General features: G+C 66.3%; 14 protein-coding genes. 7 read left to right on the plus strand and 7 right to left on the minus strand.

The window, feature by feature from the left end; all coding sequences use genetic code 11:
• Nucleotides 1-81: 81 nt before the first annotated feature.
• On the minus strand, nucleotides 82-2,493 hold the full coding sequence (locus KO539_RS05690; RefSeq protein ID WP_219307772.1) for a catalase: 2,412 nt from the start codon (nucleotides 2,491-2,493) through the stop codon (nucleotides 82-84).
• A gap of 247 nt (nucleotides 2,494-2,740) precedes the next feature.
• The gene (locus KO539_RS05695) at nucleotides 2,741-3,094 is read right to left on the minus strand and encodes a YqjD family protein (protein ID WP_219307773.1); all 354 of its coding nucleotides are present in this window, start codon (nucleotides 3,092-3,094) and stop codon (nucleotides 2,741-2,743) included.
• Nucleotides 3,095-3,425: 331 nt separating this feature from the next.
• Here KO539_RS05695 and KO539_RS05700 point away from each other — a divergent pair, with 331 nt between their 5' ends.
• Nucleotides 3,426-4,826 carry a PLP-dependent aminotransferase family protein gene (locus tag KO539_RS05700; protein WP_219307775.1) on the plus strand — a complete coding sequence of 467 codons (1,401 nt, stop codon included), beginning with the start codon at nucleotides 3,426-3,428 and terminating at the stop codon, nucleotides 4,824-4,826.
• Here the strand turns inward: KO539_RS05700 and KO539_RS05705 are convergent.
• On the minus strand, nucleotides 4,823-5,236 hold the full coding sequence (locus KO539_RS05705; protein ID WP_200880283.1) for a DoxX family protein: 414 nt from the start codon (nucleotides 5,234-5,236) through the stop codon (nucleotides 4,823-4,825). The two genes, KO539_RS05700 and KO539_RS05705, sit on opposite strands and share 4 nt — an antisense overlap.
• A gap of 187 nt (nucleotides 5,237-5,423) precedes the next feature.
• Here KO539_RS05705 and KO539_RS05710 point away from each other — a divergent pair, with 187 nt between their 5' ends.
• From KO539_RS05710 to KO539_RS05720, 3 genes are all read left to right on the plus strand, one after another.
• Nucleotides 5,424-6,404 carry an alpha/beta fold hydrolase gene (locus KO539_RS05710; protein WP_219307777.1) on the plus strand — a complete coding sequence of 327 codons (981 nt, stop codon included), beginning with the start codon at nucleotides 5,424-5,426 and terminating at the stop codon, nucleotides 6,402-6,404.
• 164 nt (nucleotides 6,405-6,568) lie between these two features.
• Nucleotides 6,569-7,312: a sensor histidine kinase gene (locus tag KO539_RS05715; RefSeq protein WP_219307779.1), complete on the plus strand. Its 744-nt coding sequence runs from the start codon at nucleotides 6,569-6,571 to the stop codon at nucleotides 7,310-7,312.
• A gap of 26 nt (nucleotides 7,313-7,338) precedes the next feature.
• Nucleotides 7,339-7,980 carry a response regulator transcription factor gene (locus KO539_RS05720; protein WP_219307781.1) on the plus strand — a complete coding sequence of 214 codons (642 nt, stop codon included), beginning with the start codon at nucleotides 7,339-7,341 and terminating at the stop codon, nucleotides 7,978-7,980.
• Between the two features lie 44 nt (nucleotides 7,981-8,024).
• On the opposite strand, the gene KO539_RS05725 is transcribed toward KO539_RS05720, so the two are convergent.
• Nucleotides 8,025-8,303: a XapX domain-containing protein gene (locus KO539_RS05725; RefSeq protein WP_035821735.1), complete on the minus strand. Its 279-nt coding sequence runs from the start codon at nucleotides 8,301-8,303 to the stop codon at nucleotides 8,025-8,027.
• A 73-nt stretch (nucleotides 8,304-8,376) separates the two neighbouring features.
• A complete protein-coding gene (locus tag KO539_RS05730; protein WP_035828118.1) occupies nucleotides 8,377-9,063 on the minus strand; it encodes a hydrolase in 687 nt (228 codons plus the stop codon).
• A 209-nt stretch (nucleotides 9,064-9,272) separates the two neighbouring features.
• On the opposite strand from KO539_RS05730, the gene KO539_RS05735 reads away from it, so the two are divergent.
• Nucleotides 9,273-9,905, plus strand: a complete 633-nt coding sequence (locus tag KO539_RS05735; protein WP_219307783.1) for a response regulator transcription factor — start codon at nucleotides 9,273-9,275, stop codon at nucleotides 9,903-9,905.
• Here the strand turns inward: KO539_RS05735 and KO539_RS05740 are convergent.
• On the minus strand, nucleotides 9,879-12,953 hold the full coding sequence (locus KO539_RS05740) for a sensor histidine kinase (RefSeq protein WP_219307785.1): 3,075 nt from the start codon (nucleotides 12,951-12,953) through the stop codon (nucleotides 9,879-9,881). The two genes, KO539_RS05735 and KO539_RS05740, sit on opposite strands and share 27 nt — an antisense overlap.
• A 6-nt stretch (nucleotides 12,954-12,959) precedes the next feature.
• Nucleotides 12,960-13,658 carry a YoaK family protein gene (locus KO539_RS05745; RefSeq protein WP_219307787.1) on the minus strand — a complete coding sequence of 233 codons (699 nt, stop codon included), beginning with the start codon at nucleotides 13,656-13,658 and terminating at the stop codon, nucleotides 12,960-12,962.
• Between the two features lie 240 nt (nucleotides 13,659-13,898).
• Between KO539_RS05745 and KO539_RS05750 the strand changes: the two genes are divergently transcribed.
• Both KO539_RS05750 and KO539_RS05755 read left to right on the plus strand, forming a co-directional pair.
• Nucleotides 13,899-15,773 (plus strand): amidohydrolase, encoded by a 1,875-nt coding sequence (locus KO539_RS05750; RefSeq protein WP_219307789.1) that lies wholly within the window; start codon nucleotides 13,899-13,901, stop codon nucleotides 15,771-15,773.
• Between the two features lie 7 nt (nucleotides 15,774-15,780).
• Nucleotides 15,781-16,872: a porin gene (locus tag KO539_RS05755; RefSeq protein WP_219307790.1), complete on the plus strand. Its 1,092-nt coding sequence runs from the start codon at nucleotides 15,781-15,783 to the stop codon at nucleotides 16,870-16,872.
• Nucleotides 16,873-16,891 lie beyond the last annotated feature (19 nt).

A 16,891-nucleotide genomic window follows, 5' to 3' on the forward strand; every position in this document is an offset into this window, starting at 1 on the left:
TTGTTGCATGGCGTTGCGCCTGCGGCGCAAACGGGGTAGGCAACGGGGCCGGCGGCGCCGGCCCTGTGCTGATGCCGCCCATTACAACCGGGGCGGATCCGTCTCGCGCGCAAACGCCCGGTGCGCGGCCAGCGCTTTCTTGAACGCAGCCACGGCTTTCGCTACGTCGCCGGAAGGCGCGACGATGATGGCGGGATCGGGCTTGCCGTCGGGCAGGGTCACCGGCACGCCCGCCTTGTCCAGCAAGTCCTTGCCCGCGCCGATGGCCAGCATCGGCTTGCAGTGGCGGTATTGCAGGCGCAGGAAGTCGAGCGCATTGGCGTCGCTGGCCAGCTGCTGCACGGCGCCCTGGCCGTCCGGCACCACGACGGCATCGAACAACACGGACGGTCCCGCTTCAAGCGAAATTTCCACGTCGAGCGGCGCGCCGCCGCTGGTGTCGACTTTCCCCAGGTGGCTGCCCACCAGGCGCGGTACGGCGCCATCGGCCAGCAGCGTGGCATAGATATTGCGCACCTGCGCGCCATCGCTGCCCGGCCCCACCAGGATGGCCACGCGCAGGGTGTGAATGCCCGTCTTGCCGGGGCGGAAAAACAGCGACAGCGCGGGCGATGGCGGATACGCCGGCAGTGGCTGCAGCGAGGCGCGCGGCATGGCGGGCGGCAGGGCCAGGCCCAGGCCATCGGCCAGGCGCTGCGCCAGGGTCTCATCGACATTGCGCAGCATGGCGACGATGCGCTGGCGGATGGCCACCGTTTGCACCTTGCTCAGTTCAAAGCGGAACGCATGCACGATATGGTCTTGTTCGACGGGCGTCTGGCTGATCCAGAACAGGCGCGCCTGGGCGTAGTGTTCGGCGAATTTCTCGGGCTTGCCGCGTACCTTGTCACCCTCGGCGGAAGCGGGAAAACTGTTGAATCCTTTCGCGCCCGCCTGGAACGGACAGCCGCCCGCCAGCGAGTTCGGTTCATACGCGACCCGGCCCCGGTTGATGGCCTGGCGGTGCATGCCGTCGCGCTGGTTGTTGTGCACGGGCGCCAGCGGCGCATTGATGGGAATTTCGTGGAAATTGGGGCCGCCCAGGCGCGTCAGCTGGGTATCGACATAGGAATGGATGCGTCCCTGCAGCAGCGGATCGTTACTGAAATCGATGCCGGGCACGATGTGCGCCGTGCAAAAGGCCACCTGCTCCGTCTCGGCGAAAAAATTGTCGGGATTGCGGTTCAAGACCATTTTCCCGACGGGGATGAGCGGGACGACTTCTTCGGGAATCAGCTTGGTCGGGTCGAGCACGTCGAAGGGAAACGCTTCCGCCTGCGCTTCCGTGAAGACCTGGAAGGACAGCTCGTATTCCGGGTATTCTCCGCACTCGATGGATTCCCACAGGTCGCGCCGGTGGAAGTCGGAATCGGCACCGCTGATCTTGACGGCTTCGTCCCACACGAGCGAATGCGTGCCGGCCATCGGCGACCAGTGGAATTTGCAAAACACGGACTGGCCCTTGGCATTGACAAGGCGGAAGGTATGCACGCCGAAGCCCTGCATCATCCGATAACTGCGCGGGATGGCGCGGTCCGACATGACCCACATCAGCATGTGCGTGATTTCCGGCGACAGCGAGGCGAAGTCCCAAAAGGTGTCGTGCGCGCTGGCCGCCTGCGGCATACCATGGTGCGGCTCGGGCTTGACGGCATGGACCACGTCCGGGAACTTCATCGCATCCTGGATGAAGAAGACGGGGATGTTATTGCCGACCAAATCCCAGTTGCCCTCGTCCGTATAAAACTTCACGGCAAAGCCGCGCACGTCGCGCGCCGTATCGGTGGAACCGCGTTCACCGGCCACCGTGGAAAAGCGCACGAAGACGGGCGTGCGCTTGCCCGCCCTGGCGAACGGCGCAGCGCGTGTCAGCTTGCTTTGCTCCTTGTAGCATTCGAAGTAGCCGTGGGCGGCCGAGCCGCGCGCATGCACGACGCGCTCGGGGATGCGCTCATGGTCGAAATGCGTGAGCTTTTCACGCAAAATAAAATCTTCCATCAGGGTGGGGCCGCGCAAGCCCGCCTTCAGCGAGTTCTGGTTGTCGCCCACGGGCACGCCCTGATTGGTCGTCAGCACGCAGCCGCTGTCGTCGCTACGGGCGCCATCCAGCGAGCTATTCAGCGCATTTTCTCCCAGCGCCGGCTGGCCATCGCCCGTCTTCGGAGAAGGTAGCGTTTCGCCCGTGGTGCTGGCCGTGGCCAGCGGCTCGCCCGTTGCCACATGCACGCCTTCGGCCGGCGTGCGCGCCGCCTCGCCATACTGCCCGTCTTCCTTGGGATTGACGGCCATGGCGGCGGATAGCTGCTGGCCGGCGGCCGTCTTTTGCAGCAGCGCGCGGGTCACGTCGTTGTCCGCGCCCAGGCTGTGCGGCGCATTGCTGTCGGATGGGCCGGACATACTGCTCAATACGGAACCTGCACCGTCCGTGGACGGCGTTTTCTTGTTGGTAGCCATTACGTCTCCTGTGAGTAGTTTGCCCCGGGAGAACGCTATAACTCCCTCATTCAGCGCACGAACAGGGCAATCAAAATAATGATGGGAATAGGTATGCCGATCAACCACAACAAAATGGAGCGCATCATCACTCTCCTTTACTGCCTGCTACTACCTTGTACCTTGTGCGCGTGGGTGCCGGCCCGCCCCGCCATGACGGCGAAGGGAGCGGCGCCCACGACAAAAACCTTCCAGGAAGGCGCAGAACTTATTTGCGCGAACCCAGCAGTTTCGACAGGCCATAGCCTGCGGCCGCCGCGATCAGCAGGGACACGGCCGGGCGCTCGCGCACATAATCGCGGCCCGTTTCGCCGGCGCGCTGGCAGGCGGCGCCCAATTGCTTGCCACGCGCCATCAGGGTTTCGGAAGCCTTGTTGACGGTATCGCTGACCTGATCGAGGCGGTCGCCTACCTGGTCCACGCCGTCATGGGCGCGCGTGGCCACCTTGTCGGCCAGGGGCTGGGCCTGGCTTGCCACCTTGTCGATGGTGCGGTGCAAATCCTGGCGGGTATCCTGGGCGGTGCCGTTCATATCGGAGCTGGTTTTTTCAATCGCGTTCATGATGGTTTCCTTTAACAGTGAATAATTTCAACCATGCTCGATGCCGTGACCGAATCATGATTCTCCTCGCTTCGGGGAAAAAGAAGCGCCTAAACGCTGCCGGGCTGAGCCATATCAAACAGTGGATCAGCAGCAAGCTGTTGGCACTACCTTAACCGCCCACGCCGGGCGCCACCGTGCGCTGCCACACCTTGAGGCGCAGACTTAAATTCCTATTGGAAATAACAATCCCCGCCGGCTTGGTAGGGCGGGCGGGAAAACCAAATATGTATGGATTTTTAAGCGGATTTTCCGCATAATTGGGAGAGGCAATACCCATACATATAAACAAATGTCCAAATCAAAAGCCATACAAGAAGAAAGCCGGGCCCATGCGTGGATCACGCCGTTCGTGCAGCACGGCGGTCCGCGCTACCTGCAGATCGCCGACATGCTCGAGCGCGCGTTGTCCGACGGCAGCCTGCGCCCGGGCGACCGCTTGCCGCCGCAGCGCAGTCTGGCCGCGCTGTTCCAGATCGACCTGACGACGGTGACGCGCGCCTATGACGAAGCCAAGCGCCGCAACCTGCTGGAAGGGCATGGCGCGCGCGGCACCTATGTGGCGGCGCCGAAAGTGGAATTGACGCAGATGCTGGACCTGAGCATGAATATCCCGCCGCCACCGGTGGGCGTGGATTTTGACGACTTGCTGAAACAGGGCGTGGCGCAGGTGCTGATGCGCACGGACAGCGATCTGTTGATGAGCTATCACCTGGGCGGCGGCGGCAAGGCCGATCGCGCGGCAGGCGCCGTCTGGCTGGCGCCCATGTTCGGCGACGTCGATGCGGAACACGTGGTGGCCTGCCCCGGCGCGCAGGCGGCGCTGGCGGCGCTGATCCTGACCCTGAGCCGGCCCGGCGACGCCATTCTCACGGAAGGCGCCGTGTACCCCGGCTTGCGCTCGGCGGCGGGACAGTTGAACCGCAAGGTCATCGTCGTGGAAAAGGATGCGGACGGCATGCTGCCCGAGGCGCTGGAAAAAGCCAGCCGCAAGCACCATGCGCGCCTCGTCTACCTGAATCCCACCCTGCAAAATCCGACGGCGCACACCATGCCGGCCGCACGCCGCCTGGCCATCACGGAAGTGGCCATCCGCTGCGGCATGCACATCATCGAGGACGATCCGTACTGGCTGCTGGCGTCCGACGCGCCGCCCCCGCTGGCCCATTACGCGCCTGGCCACGTGTCGTATATCGCCACCCTGTCGAAATGCCTGGCGCCCGGCTTGCGCATGGCCTATGCACTGGTGCCCGACGCGCAGCTGCGCGAGCGCTTGCTGCAGGCGCTGCGGTCCTTCAGCCTGATGGCCACGCCGCTGACGACGGCGCTGGCGACGCAATGGATACACGACGGCTCCGCGCATGCGCTGCTGGCCGGCATCCGCAGCGAAGCGGATGCGCGCCAGGACATCATCCGCACCATCCTCACCGGCAGCAGCCACCCGCGCAGCGACGGTATCCATGTCTGGTTTTCACTGCCCAGCTACTGGACCTCGCGCGAACTGGCCGCCACGGCCCGCGCCCAGGGCGTGGCCGTCACGGCATCGGACGCCTTCTACGACAGCCGCCCGCCGAACGCCATCCGCATCTCGCTGGGCAGCCTCCGCGACCGCGCGCGCCTGGCCAGCGCATTGAAGAAATTATCGCTGCTGCTGGCGCACAAGCCGGCCGTACACGGGGAATTCGTCATTTAACGGCGCAACCGCGCATCGACCGAATACCTGCCCGCGCCGCTGATGGCAATCGTGCCGAAAACGATGATCAGCAGCCAGCCGAACTGGCCGTCGGCGATGCTCCAGTCAGGGTGCACGAGCAGCATCGACACGCCCAGCAGGAACAGCAATGGCAGGCAGGCCAGGCGCGTCAGCAAGCCGGCGGCGACCAGCAGCGGGCAGACGATTTCCGCGAACAGGGCGCAATACAGGGTGACGGCGCGGCCCAGGTGCAGCGGGTCGTCGATGTGCGCCAGTTCCTCGGAAAAATGCAGCAGCTTGGGCAAGCCGTGCACGTGCAGCACCAGCAGCGCGCCCGCCACGCGCGCAAACAGCAAGCCGGCATCGGGTAAGAAGGGGCCGGCCAGCGCCGCCATCGAGTTTTTCTTCATGATTACTCCAGTGGGAAAGCCAGTCGGCGCGGCGCGCCGCTGCCAGCCATCATAGGCAGGCGGGAGACGCGGCGCGACTGGTCTTTTGGCAGAGGCGCCAGCGCGCGCGAAGGCCTAGACTGGCCGATACCATCACTGGTCCAGGCCGCAACCGGCCTCCCTCCCCCATCCCCGAAGGAAATGCATCATGTCGAAGAAAATCGAAGCCGAAGAAGTCACTTCCCGCCGCAAGCTGCTCGTCAGCGTCGCCGGTGTCGCCGCCGGTGCGGGCCTGCTGGCCGCCGGTGGCGCCAGCGCAGCCGCCAAGCCTGCCGTTGCAGCCGCCAACGCGCCGGGCAAGCTCAGCGTCAACAGCGTTACCGTCAAGGACGGCACCGTCATCCACTTCAAGGACTGGGGCACCGGCACGCCCGTCGTCTTCAGCCACGGCTGGCCATTGCAGGGCGACGCCTGGGAAGACCAGATGATGTTCCTGGCCAGCCACGGCTACCGCGTGATCGCGCACGACCGCCGCGGCCACGGCCTGTCCAGCCAGCCATGGCAGGGCAATGACATGGATACCTACGCCGACGACCTGGCCACCCTGCTCGACGCGCTCGACATCAAGGGCGCGACCCTGGTCGGCCATTCGACGGGCGGCGGCGAAGTGGCCCGCTATATCGGCCGCCATGGCGAAAAACGCGTGGCCAAGGCCGTGCTGGTGGGCGCCGTGCCGCCGCAGATGGTCAAGTCGGACACCAATCCGGGCGGCTTGCCGATGTCGGTGTTCGACGGCATCCGCGCTGGCGTGCTGGCCGACCGTTCGCAATTTTTCAAGGATCTGACGGTGCCCTTCTTCGGCGCCAACCGTCCCGGCAACAAGGTATCGCAAGGCATGCGCGACACCTTCTGGCTGCAGGGCATGCAGTGCGGCATCAAGAACGCCTACGATTGCATCAAGCAGTTTTCCGAGACGGACTTCACGGCCGACCTGAAGAAAATCTCCGTGCCGACCCTGGTGGTGCACGGCGGCGACGACCAGATCGTGCCGATCGACGCTTCCGGCAAGGCCGCGGCCAAGCTCATCAAGAACGCCAAACTGGTCATCTATGAAGGCGCGCCGCACGGCTTGCCGGCCACCCACAAGGATCGCCTGAACGAAGACTTGCTGGCCTTTATCAAGTCCTGATCCGTTCTGCGCTCCCCGCACCGCCGGCCCGCCCGGCGGTGCTTATCGCCTCCGCCGCATAAAAAAACCGCCCGCCTCCCCCATTCGTATAACTGCCTTGCCTGACGGCGCGTGCATACTTGTTGCAGTGCGGCATCCGCCGCGACAGCGACAGGAGCACGGCGATGGCCAGCATGCATTTTTTCCATCAGACGCAAGACGCCAGCCTGGCGCACGCACAGCGCATGGGCAGCATGGACGGCATGGGTGAATTTGCCGCATCGGTCGCGCACGAAGTGCGCCAGCCACTGGCGGCCATCGCGCTCAATGCCGATGCCGCCTTGCGCTGGCTCGACCACGATCCGCCCCGCCTCGACGAGGCGCGCGCGGCGCTGGCCCTGGTCGCCAGCGCCGGCAGCCATGCCAGCGCCGTGCTGCGCAGCGTGCACGGCCTGGCCTGCAAGGCGCCGGGCAGCCACGATCATTTTATTGCCGACGACGCCGTGCAAGACCTGCTGCCGTTGCTGCGCGCGCCACTGCAACGCCACGCCATCCACCTGGAAACGCAGCTGGCACCTGGCCGCCCGCTGCTGCACGCCGACCCGGTGCAATTCCGGCAAGTCATCCTGAATCTGCTGATGAACGCCATCGAAGCCCTGCAGGGCACCAGCGGCCGGCCGCGCACGGTGCTGCTGTCTTCGCAACTGGATGGGGGCGTGCAGCATTTCAGCATCGCCGACAATGGCGCCGGCATCGCGCCGCAGGCGGCAGGCCGCCTGTACCACGCCCTGTATTCCAGCAAGCCGGACGGCATGGGCATGGGCCTGGCCATCTGCCGCCGCATCGTCGACGCGCATGGCGGCCGCCTGTGGCATGCGCCCGGCGCGCCCCACGGCAGCGTCTTCCACTTCACCCTGCCAGCGTTATGAGGACAACCATGGACATGGACATGAACATGAGCACGCCCCCGGCCAATGCAGCGATTACCCTCTTGATCGCCGACGACCACCCGCTGATCCTGGCCGGCCTGGCCTCGCTGATCGCATCCTTGCCAGGTTTCCTCCTGCTGGGCCAGGCCGGCACGGGCCGCGCCGCCGTGGAGCTGTACCGGGAGCTGCGGCCCGACGTGGTGCTGATGGATTTGAACATGCCGGAAATGCATGGCGTCGAAGCGATCGAGCGCATCTGCGCAGACGACGCGCAAGCGAAAATCGTCATCCTCACCACCTACCAGGGCGAGGACAGCGTGCACCGGGCCTTGCGCGCCGGCGCGCGCGGCTACCTGCTGAAGGATTCCGGTTTCCTGCAACTGACGCAGTGCATCCGCCAGGTGGCCGCCGGCAGACATTACCTGCCGCCGGAACTGGCGGCGCAGCAAGCCGGCCGCATCGAGGCGAACCGCCTGTCGAAACGCGAGCACGACATCCTGCTGCACCTGTCCGCGGGCAAGAGCAACAAGATGATCGCGCGCAGCGCCGGCATCGAGGTGGGCACCGTCAAATTTCACGTGAATAATATTTTGACCAAGCTCAACGTATCAAGCCGCACTGAAGCGGCCACGGTGGCCGCCCGGCGCGGCTTGCTGGGCGCGTTCTAGCTCCAGGGAACCGGGGTCAGACCTGCCGGGTCTGACCCCAGCATTTACGCTGCATCATCATCCAACTTTGCCGCGGCCTTGGCCAATGTCGGCTTGGCTTCCACGCCGCTGATCTTCGGCACGCATTCGCTGCGCAGCCACGACACCGTGATGGCTTCGCCCGCCATCAGGCGCTTGACGCCGGGGACGATCTGTTCGCCGATCAGCATGCCCAGCAGACCGATCAGGGCAATCGCGGGCGGCGCCGGCGAGCGCACCTGCAGGACGGCATAGATGATGCCAACGAGCAAGCCCACGGCCAGCGAAATCACATATAACTTCATGGCGCATTCCTTTCGATGAAAAAAAACGCCGCGCGCGGTCAGGCGCGCGGCGCATGGCATAGCCGCGCGGCGTTTACTTGGCAGGCACCGGCGCCAGGGTGGCGTGTTCGCCGTGAATGCGCTGCGGCGCCTTGTGCACCATCGTGTAGGCGTAGTCGACGCCCATGCCGTAGGCGCCCGAGTGTTCGCGCACGATGGCCATCACGGCGTCGTAAGTTGCCTTGTGCGCCCAGTCGCGCTGCCATTCCAGCAGCACCTGCTGCCAGGTGACCGGCACCACGCCGGCCTGGATCATGCGCTGCATGGCGTAGTCGTGCGCTTCCTTCGACGTGCCGCCGGAAGCGTCGGCCACCATGTAGATCTCGTAGTCGCCTTCGAGCATCGCGCACAGGGCGAAGCTGTTGTTGCACACTTCCGTCCACAGACCCGACACGACGACTTTCTTCTTGCCGTTGGCGGCCAGCGCATCGCGCACCTTCTGGTCATCCCAGGAATTCATCGAGCTGCGCTCGAGGATATCCTTGCCGGGGAAGACGTCCAGCAATTCCGGATAGGTGTGGCCGGAGAAGCTTTCCGTCTCCACCGTGGTGATGATGGTGGGGATGTTGAACACCTTGGCGGCCTTGGCCAGGCCCACGGTATTGTTTTTCAGCGCTTGCCGGTCCATCGACTGCACGCCGAACGCCATTTGCGGCTGCTGGTCGATGAAAATGATCTGGCAATTGTCGGGGGTAAGGACTTCCAGTTTCGGATTGGTCATGATGTCATCCATGAAGACAGGGTTGAGTGGGTACTGCCGTGCATCGTATGCCTGGCGGCGTGCCCGCACCACTATCTAAATATAGGCTGGCATGTTGATTGCCTATGGGAAATACCTCCTGCACGAGGGCAGGCGCTGCGGTAAAATACCTTTTGCTCACCATGCTCCGACGACTCTTGATCGCTAACTCCTCTTTGCCAGACAACACCATGCGCAGCGATACGGCACCGATACGCATTCTCATTGCCGACGACCACCAGTTGCTGCTCGACGGCATCGCCACCTTGCTGCAGTCATTTCCGGGCGTGCAACTGGCGGGCCAGGCCACCGATGGCCAGCAGGCGGTGCAGCAGTTCGACGCGCTGCAGCCCGATGTCACGCTGATGGATTTGCAGATGCCGGTCATGAGCGGCCTTGACGCCATCGGCGCCATCCGCGCACGCCATCCGCAGGCGCGCATCATCGTGCTGACCACCTACAAGGGCGACACGCAAGTGCTGCGCGCCATCCGCGCGGGCGCCTGCGGCTATGTGCTGAAAAGCGCGCTGCGCCACGAATTGCTGGCGGCGATACAGAACGTGCACGCGGGGCGGCGCCACATCACGCCTGAGATCGAGGCGGAACTGGCCCTGTATGCGTGCAGCGACGTGCTGTCGAACCGCGAACTGGACGTGCTCAAGCAGGTCGCGCAAGGCAATTCCAACCGCGAAACGGGCGCCCTGCTGCAGATCAAGGAAGAAACCGTCAAGGCGCACATGAGCACCATCCTGGCCAAGCTGGGCGCCCGGGACCGCACCCACGCCGTCACCATCGCGCTACGGCGCGGCATCCTCGACGCCTGAGCGGCGCCAGCGCTGCCACCAGCGGCGCAACGGTCCTTGCGCCAGCGGCCAGGCGCGCCGCGCCGGCACCCGCAGGCGCCACTGCGTGCCGCCTCCATCGCGCCCGCCCACGGACAAGCGCGCACCGAGTTTCGCGGCGCGCTCGCGCATGCCGGGCATGCCCCAGTGTCCGGGAATCTGCCCGTTCGCCGCCACCACCGGCGGCAAACCCTGGCCATCGTCCCGCACGAGCAGTTCGATGCCGCCGCACGCATAGCGCACCGTCACCTCGACCACCTGCGCGCGCGCATGCCGGAAGGCATTGCGCAGCGCTTCGCTGGCGATGCGGTAGATCTCGTGCGCGGCGCGCGCATGCAGCAGGCGCGCCTCGCCTTCCTGCGCATAGCGGAACACGATGCCGTGCTGCGCCGCCAGCCGCTCGCCTTCGCGCCGCAGGATGGCGCTCCAGCGCGCGCCGGCATCGTCGCCCGCGCGTAAATCATGCACGTGGTCGCGTCCTTCGCCCAGCATGCGATCGGCGTCGTCGAGCGCACGCAGCATGGCGGCGCGCGCGGGATCATCCTCGGCGATGGCCATGCTGGCATTGTGAAAGTGCAGGATCATCGCCTGCGTACCCTGCAGCAGGGTATCGTGCAGCTCGCGCGCGATGCGTTCGCGCTCGGCCTGCTGCGCCTCCATCCGCGCCTGCAGGCGCGCGGCGTGCTCGCGCATCCGCCAGCGGCAGACGCCATACGCGGCCGCCAGCAGCGCCGCCGCGCACAGACTGCGGAACCACCAGGTCTGGTAAAAGGCGGGCAACACGCGGAACGGCAGTTGCGCCACCGCGCTGGCCACGCCGTCGCCATTGATGGCCTTCACCTGGAAGCGGTAAGCGCCAGGTCCCAGGCCCGTATATTGCGCCTGGCGGCGCTCGTCCGCGCTCTGCCAGACATTGTCATAGCCTTCCAGACGATAGCGGAAACGCAGGCGGGCCGGCGCGCCCAGGCTGCTGGCGTTGTAGGCGAACTGCACGCCGCGCGTGCCGGCCGGCAGGCGCTCATAGTCGGCGGCGGCGACGCGCTGGCCGTCGACCATCAATGCGCCGATCTCGGCCTGCGGTGCCGGCAGCGGCGGCACCGGCTGGAGCGGGTCGATCCAGAAGGTCGCGCTCTCGCGTGAAAACCAGATTTTGCCATCGTCCGCTTCGGCTATCGAGCCGTTGTGCAGCAAGCTCATTTTGCCGTTCAAACCATCGGCGCCATCGTACAAGCGCGCCTGCATGGCGTAGGACGGATCGCGCAGGGCCTGCGCCACTTCGGCCGCGGCCACGCGCACGGCGCCATTGCCCGTATTGAGCCACAGGCTGCCGTCGCGCGCGCGCAGCATGCCGACCGCGCCGTCGAAAACGCCGGGCGCCGCGGCGCGCAGCGGCACGAAGCGCCCGCCGCGCCACAGGGCCAGGCCCTGCTGGCCGCCCGCCAGCAGCTGGCCGCCCGTTTCCAGCAGCGCCGGCACCTTGCCCAGATCGAGCCCCTGCGCGGGACCATAGCTGGCCAGGCGCCCTCCTTCCAGCACCGCCACGCTGCCGTCCGGATAGGACAGCCACAGGCGCCCGGCCGCATCGGCCAACAGCGCCAGCGGCACCTTGCGCCCGCCCTCGGGCAAGGCCGGTTCGCGCCGCCATGCGCCGTCCGCGTACTGAAATACGCCGGCGCCGCTGAAAATCGCCCACAGGCTGCCGTCGGGCGCGTTCACGGCCATGCGCACTCGCTTCAACGCAGCCGCTTCCGGCGGATAGGCAATCGTCTCGAGCACGCGGCCATCCTCGCCATCGAGCCGCAGCAAGCCGGCGCGGGTGCCGACGCGGATGCCGCCCGGCGCCGCCATGATGGCCGTGACGGGACCCAGCGCAGGCGCGCGCAGCACCTTGCCGTCGGGCGCCGCCAGCATCAGCGGCGTATCGCCCTCCTTCGACAGCCACATGCGCCCGCCGGTGCCGGGCGACAGCTGCTGCGCGCGGAAGGCTTCGGGCGCCTCGGGCCCCGCGCGCGCGCTGAGGATCACGGGCGCGGCCTGGCGAAAGCGGTCCAGGCCCGCATACGTGGCGACCCAGACATTGCCTTCGTTGTCGTCGCACAGGGAAGCGATCAGCACATTGCTCAAGCCATCCTTGGGCAGGAACGATTCCGTGTCGCCGCTGATGCCCAGCTGCTGCGGCCCCAGCGCGCCGGCGCTGCGCGTGCGGTGCAGGCCGAACTGGCTGTCGAACCACAGGGTGCCTTGGCGGTCGACCAGCATGCTGCCGCTGGTGCCGCTCGTATCGCGGTAGATCCAGCGGTGGTCGAGCTGGTCGTAGCGCTCGAGCGAGTCGATGATGCGAATGCCGCGCAGCTCCAGCAGATACAGGCGGCCATCCGGTCCCTGCTGCGGCGGCGCGCGCAAGTCGAGGCGGCCCACGGGCGGCGCGAAGCGCGCCTGGCCCGGCTGCCAGATAAATAAACCCTGTTCGCTGAACACGCCCAGCCTGCCGTCGCGGTCCGCGAACACGGCCGAGGCCTTTTGCGCCGTGTAGCCTTGCCCCGGCCCCATCGCCTGCCAGCGCCGGCCGTCGAAGCGCGACACCCCGGCCACGCCGGCGGCCCACACGGCGCCTGTGGCGTCGATGGCGAAACCCCAGACGGAACCGGGCCGCACGCCCTGCGCCTCGCCGTAATTGCGCACCACGCCATCCTTGACATGGCTGATGCCGCCCACTTGCCAGCCCACCCACATGCCGCCGTCGGCAGCGCGCTTGAGGGCCAGAATCACCGTATCGGGAAACACACCCTGGCGCGCGCGCAAGGGTTCGAAACGCAGGCCGTCAAAGCGCACCAGGCCCGCATGGGTGCCCAGCCACAGGAAGCCGTCACCGCCTTGGGCGATGACGCTGATGTCGTCCGGCGCGCCATCTCTGGACGTCCAGCTGGTGTGCTGCAGCTGGTGGATGCCGCGCGCCACGTCGATGGCCAGCGCCGGAGGGCTGAACAACAGCAGCAGGCAGCACAGCGCGGCCAGGACGGGCAGGCGCATGGCGGCTCAGGCGGCAGGCACCGCCGCGCGGCCGCTGCGATGCTGCACGATGATCAGGCCGGCGAGCAGCAGCAAGGGCACGGCCAGCGCCACGAAGCCGAAGGCCAGGTAGGCAAAGGCGGCGGCGATGGCGCCGAGGGCGAAGGCAGCCAGCGGCCAGAAAAACTTGCCGCAGCGCGCATGGGTGGCGGCATCGGCCGCGCCGCGCAACACGTCGACGGTATCGATGACTATCTGCGTCACGTTCCCCGTCATCATGGAGGTGGGCGCCAGGTGCGCCAGCAGCAGCCGGCTGGTGGCGCTGTGCACGCCCATGGCGGCCGTGCCCAGCAAACCGGCCGCCATGGCCATGTTACTGACATCCTTGCCGATCGGCTCGGCCAGGATGCCAAACACCATGAAGCCGGCCAGCAAGCCCCACTGCAGCAGCATCGCCAGGGTCAGTGACGGGCCGGCGCGGCGCTCGACGGCCAGCACCATCAGGCGCGTGATGGCGACGCCGGCGATAAAGGCGGGAAAAGCGAGAAACTTCAGCAGGATGGAAGCGCGCGATGCATCCGCCAGGGCGGCGCCGATCAGCACGAAGTTGCCCGTGACATGGGCCGTAAACAGGCCAAACAGGGCAATAAAACCCAGGGTATCGACATACCCGGCTAAAAATCCCAGGCTGGTGCCGAACAAGCGGCTGTGTGGTGGCTGATCCATCGAATGACTCCTGATACCGTGCAATGCACTAAAAAAACAAAAAACGCGCCAGCTCCCCGGCGCCGCTGCCTGCATGGTAAGCCATGCGGCAGGCCTGCGCCCCCGTCCTTCGGCCAGTGCGCCCCGCTTCACCTGATCTTTTGGCCCGTGTTCAAGCGCGAGGCGTCCGCTACACTGGCCGACGTGACTTTCGCGCCGCGCACGCCGGCCCTCCCCGCACCGCAACCATGGAGCTGCACCATGCCAGAACACACCCTCCCCGCCGCCGCCCCCTTGATACTGCTCAACGGCTGCTTCCATACCGTCGATAAAAGCTGCCCGCAAGCGAGCGCGGTGGCCATCGCCGACGGCAAATTCCTTGCCGTGGGCGATCTTGAAGACGTCATGCGCCACCGCGCGCCCGACAGCCGCGTGATCGACCTCGGTGGCCGCACGGTGATTCCCGGCCTGAACGACTCGCACCTGCACCTGATCCGCGGCGGCTTGAACTACAACCTGGAATTGCGCTGGGAAGGCGTGCCGTCGCTGGCCGACGCCTTGCGCATGCTCAAGGAGCAAGCCTTGCGCACGCCGAACCCGCAATGGGTGCGCGTCGTCGGCGGCTGGAACGAATTCCAGTTCGCGGAAAAGCGCATGCCCACCCTCGATGAAATCAACGCGGCAGCACCCGACACGCCCGTCTTCATCCTGCACCTGTACGACCGCGCCCTGCTGAACCGCGCCGCCCTGCGCGTGGTCGGCTACGACAAGAACACGCCGAACCCGCCCGGCGGCGAAATCGTGCGCGACGCTGCCGGCAATCCCACAGGCATGCTGATCGCCCGTCCGAACGCCATGATTTTATATGCGACCCTGGCCAAGGGTCCAACCCTGCCGCGCGAATTGCAAGTCAATTCCACGCGCCAGTTCATGCGCGAACTCAATCGCCTGGGCCTGACCAGCGCCATCGACGCGGGCGGCGGCTTCCAGAATTATCCCGAGGATTACGCCGTCGTCGACGAACTGGCGCAGAAAGACCAGCTGACCATCCGCATCGCCTACAACCTGTTCACGCAAAACAAGGGCCGCGAGCTGGAGGATTTTGAAAAATGGACGGAGATGGTGACGCCGGGCCAGGGCGACGATTACTATCGTCATAACGGCGCCGGCGAAATGCTGGTGTTTTCCGCCGCCGACTTCGAGGATTTTCTTGAGCCGCGCCCGGACCTGGCGCCCGGCATGGACGACGAACTGGAAAAGGTCGTGCGCCACCTGGTGTCGAAACGCTGGCCGTTCCGCCTGCACGCCACCTATGACGAATCGATAGAGCGCATGCTGACGGTGTTTGAAAAGGTCAACCGCGATATCCCGTTCGATGGCCTGCACTGGATGTTCGACCACTGCGAAACCATCACGCCGAAAAACATCGACCGGGTCAAGGCGCTGGGCGGCGGCATCGCCATCCAGCACCGCATGGCCTTCCAGGGCGAATACTTCGTCGACCGCTACGGCGCGGAAGCGGCCAAGGCCACGCCACCGATCGCGCGCATGCTTGCCTCGGGCGTGCCAGTGGGCGGCGGCACCGATGCCACCCGGGTCGCCAGTTACAACCCGTGGACGGCGCTGTACTGGCTGGTGTCGGGCCGCACTGTGGGCGGCTTGCGCCTGTACGACGCGGGCAGCCGTTTGTCGCGCGACACGGCGCTGGAACTGTGGACGGCGGGCAGCGCCTGGTTCTCCAGCGAGCAAGGCAAGAAGGGCCGCATCCAGGAAGGCATGCTGGCCGACCTGGCCGTGCTGAGCGCGGACTTTTTCAGCATCGATGAAGAAGCGATCAAGTCGATCGAATCCGTGCTTACCATCGTCGGCGGCAAGATCGTCTACGGCCAGGCGGAATTTACCAAGCTGGCGCCGCCTCCGATTCCCGTGCTGCCCGATTGGTCGCCTGTGAAAAACGTGGCCGGCCACTACCGCTCTGCGCCGCCGCAAACGGCCAGCGTCATGCAGCAGCACCAGTGCCAGGGCGCCTGCGGCGTGCACGCCCACGCCCACGACGTGGCGCGCAAGAGTTCCGTGCCCGTCTCCAGCCATTCCGGCTTCTGGGGCGCGCTGGGGTGCAGCTGCTTTGCGTTCTGAGGTGCGTATGACGCGCGTGTTTTCATGCGCCGCCGGTGCCCTGGCACTGGCGGCAGCCATGCCCGCCGCGGCACAGGACAATGTGCAGCTGTATGGCCGCCTGAACGTGGCGCTCGAAGCGCTGCATGGTGGCGGCAGCGGCGACAGCGTGCAGCGCGTCTCCAACAACCGTTCGGTACTCGGTTTTCGCGGCAGCGAAGACCTGGGCGGCGGCTGGCAGGCGCTGTTCCAGGTCGAGGGCACCTTGGCTCCCGACACGGGCGCGGGATCCATCGCCGCGCGCGACACGCGTGTCGGCATCGCCGGGCCGTGGGGCACGCTGTTTGCCGGCAACTGGACCCTGCCCTACAACAGCGCCACCTCCGCGCTCGACCCGTTCTACCCCACCACGGCCGGCTACATGAGCCTGATGGGCCATGGCGCGGGCGCCACCGAAAGCAATACCAGCAATACGTATTCCTTCGACCGGCGCCAGCAAAACAGCGTGCATTATTGGACGCCGCAGTGGCAGGGCTGGTCGCTGCGCGTGGCGCGCGGCATGGCGGAAGAACGACCGGCCAACGGCGCGCATCCCGCACTGACGTCGGCCGCCCTGCTCTACGACGGCGGCTCCCTGTACGCCACCGTGGCGCTGGAAGAGCACCGCGACTACCAAGGACGGGGCTTGAGCGACCGTGGCAGCAAGCTGGCCATCGCGTGGCGGATCGACAGCGCCACGCAGCTGGCGTTAGCCTTGGAACGCCTGCGCTATGCCACGGCGACGGGAGAGCTGCGCCGGCGTACGGTGTATGCCTCCGCCACGCGCCAGTTCGGCCGCCACGGCCTGCGTGTCGGCCTGGCCCACGCGCAAAGCGCCACCGGCAGCGCGCTGGAAACCATCGGCACCGTGCGCACCGGCAGCGGCACGGGCGCCACCCACGCCACCATCGGCTACGACTACCAGCTATCGAAACGCAGCAGCCTGTTTGCCTACTACACGCGGCTGGCCAACGGCCGCAACGGCATCGCCGGCTTTGCCATCAACAGCCTCGGACGCGAAACAGGTGCTGCAGGCGCCACCTTGTCGGGCGTGGCGCTGGGAATCAGGCACAACTTCTGAGGCACCACTTCTGAGTCGC

This window comes from Janthinobacterium sp. NKUCC06_STL (assembly GCF_019345455.1).
Classification (GTDB): domain Bacteria; phylum Pseudomonadota; class Gammaproteobacteria; order Burkholderiales; family Burkholderiaceae_D; genus Janthinobacterium; species Janthinobacterium rivuli.

Bases quoted from the DNA above. Each gene is read 5' to 3' on its own strand.
- KO539_RS05705 (WP_200880283.1), bottom strand. From the start codon at position 5,236: ATGAAGAAAAACTCGATGGCGGCGCTGGCCGGCCCCTTCTTACCCGAT.
- KO539_RS05740 (WP_219307785.1), bottom strand. From the start codon at position 12,953: ATGCGCCTGCCCGTCCTGGCCGCGCTGTGCTGCCTGCTGCTGTTGTTC.
- KO539_RS05750 (WP_219307789.1), top strand. From the start codon at position 13,899: ATGCCAGAACACACCCTCCCCGCCGCCGCCCCCTTGATACTGCTCAAC.
- KO539_RS05715 (WP_219307779.1), top strand. From the start codon at position 6,569: ATGGCCAGCATGCATTTTTTCCATCAGACGCAAGACGCCAGCCTGGCG.
- KO539_RS05735 (WP_219307783.1), top strand. From the start codon at position 9,273: ATGCGCAGCGATACGGCACCGATACGCATTCTCATTGCCGACGACCAC.
- KO539_RS05690 (WP_219307772.1), bottom strand. From the start codon at position 2,493: ATGGCTACCAACAAGAAAACGCCGTCCACGGACGGTGCAGGTTCCGTA.
- KO539_RS05730 (WP_035828118.1), bottom strand. From the start codon at position 9,063: ATGACCAATCCGAAACTGGAAGTCCTTACCCCCGACAATTGCCAGATC.
- KO539_RS05695 (WP_219307773.1), bottom strand. From the start codon at position 3,094: ATGAACGCGATTGAAAAAACCAGCTCCGATATGAACGGCACCGCCCAG.
- KO539_RS05725 (WP_035821735.1), bottom strand. From the start codon at position 8,303: ATGAAGTTATATGTGATTTCGCTGGCCGTGGGCTTGCTCGTTGGCATC.
- KO539_RS05720 (WP_219307781.1), top strand. From the start codon at position 7,339: ATGAGCACGCCCCCGGCCAATGCAGCGATTACCCTCTTGATCGCCGAC.
- KO539_RS05710 (WP_219307777.1), top strand. From the start codon at position 5,424: ATGTCGAAGAAAATCGAAGCCGAAGAAGTCACTTCCCGCCGCAAGCTG.
- KO539_RS05745 (WP_219307787.1), bottom strand. From the start codon at position 13,658: ATGGATCAGCCACCACACAGCCGCTTGTTCGGCACCAGCCTGGGATTT.
- KO539_RS05700 (WP_219307775.1), top strand. From the start codon at position 3,426: ATGTCCAAATCAAAAGCCATACAAGAAGAAAGCCGGGCCCATGCGTGG.
- KO539_RS05755 (WP_219307790.1), top strand. From the start codon at position 15,781: ATGACGCGCGTGTTTTCATGCGCCGCCGGTGCCCTGGCACTGGCGGCA.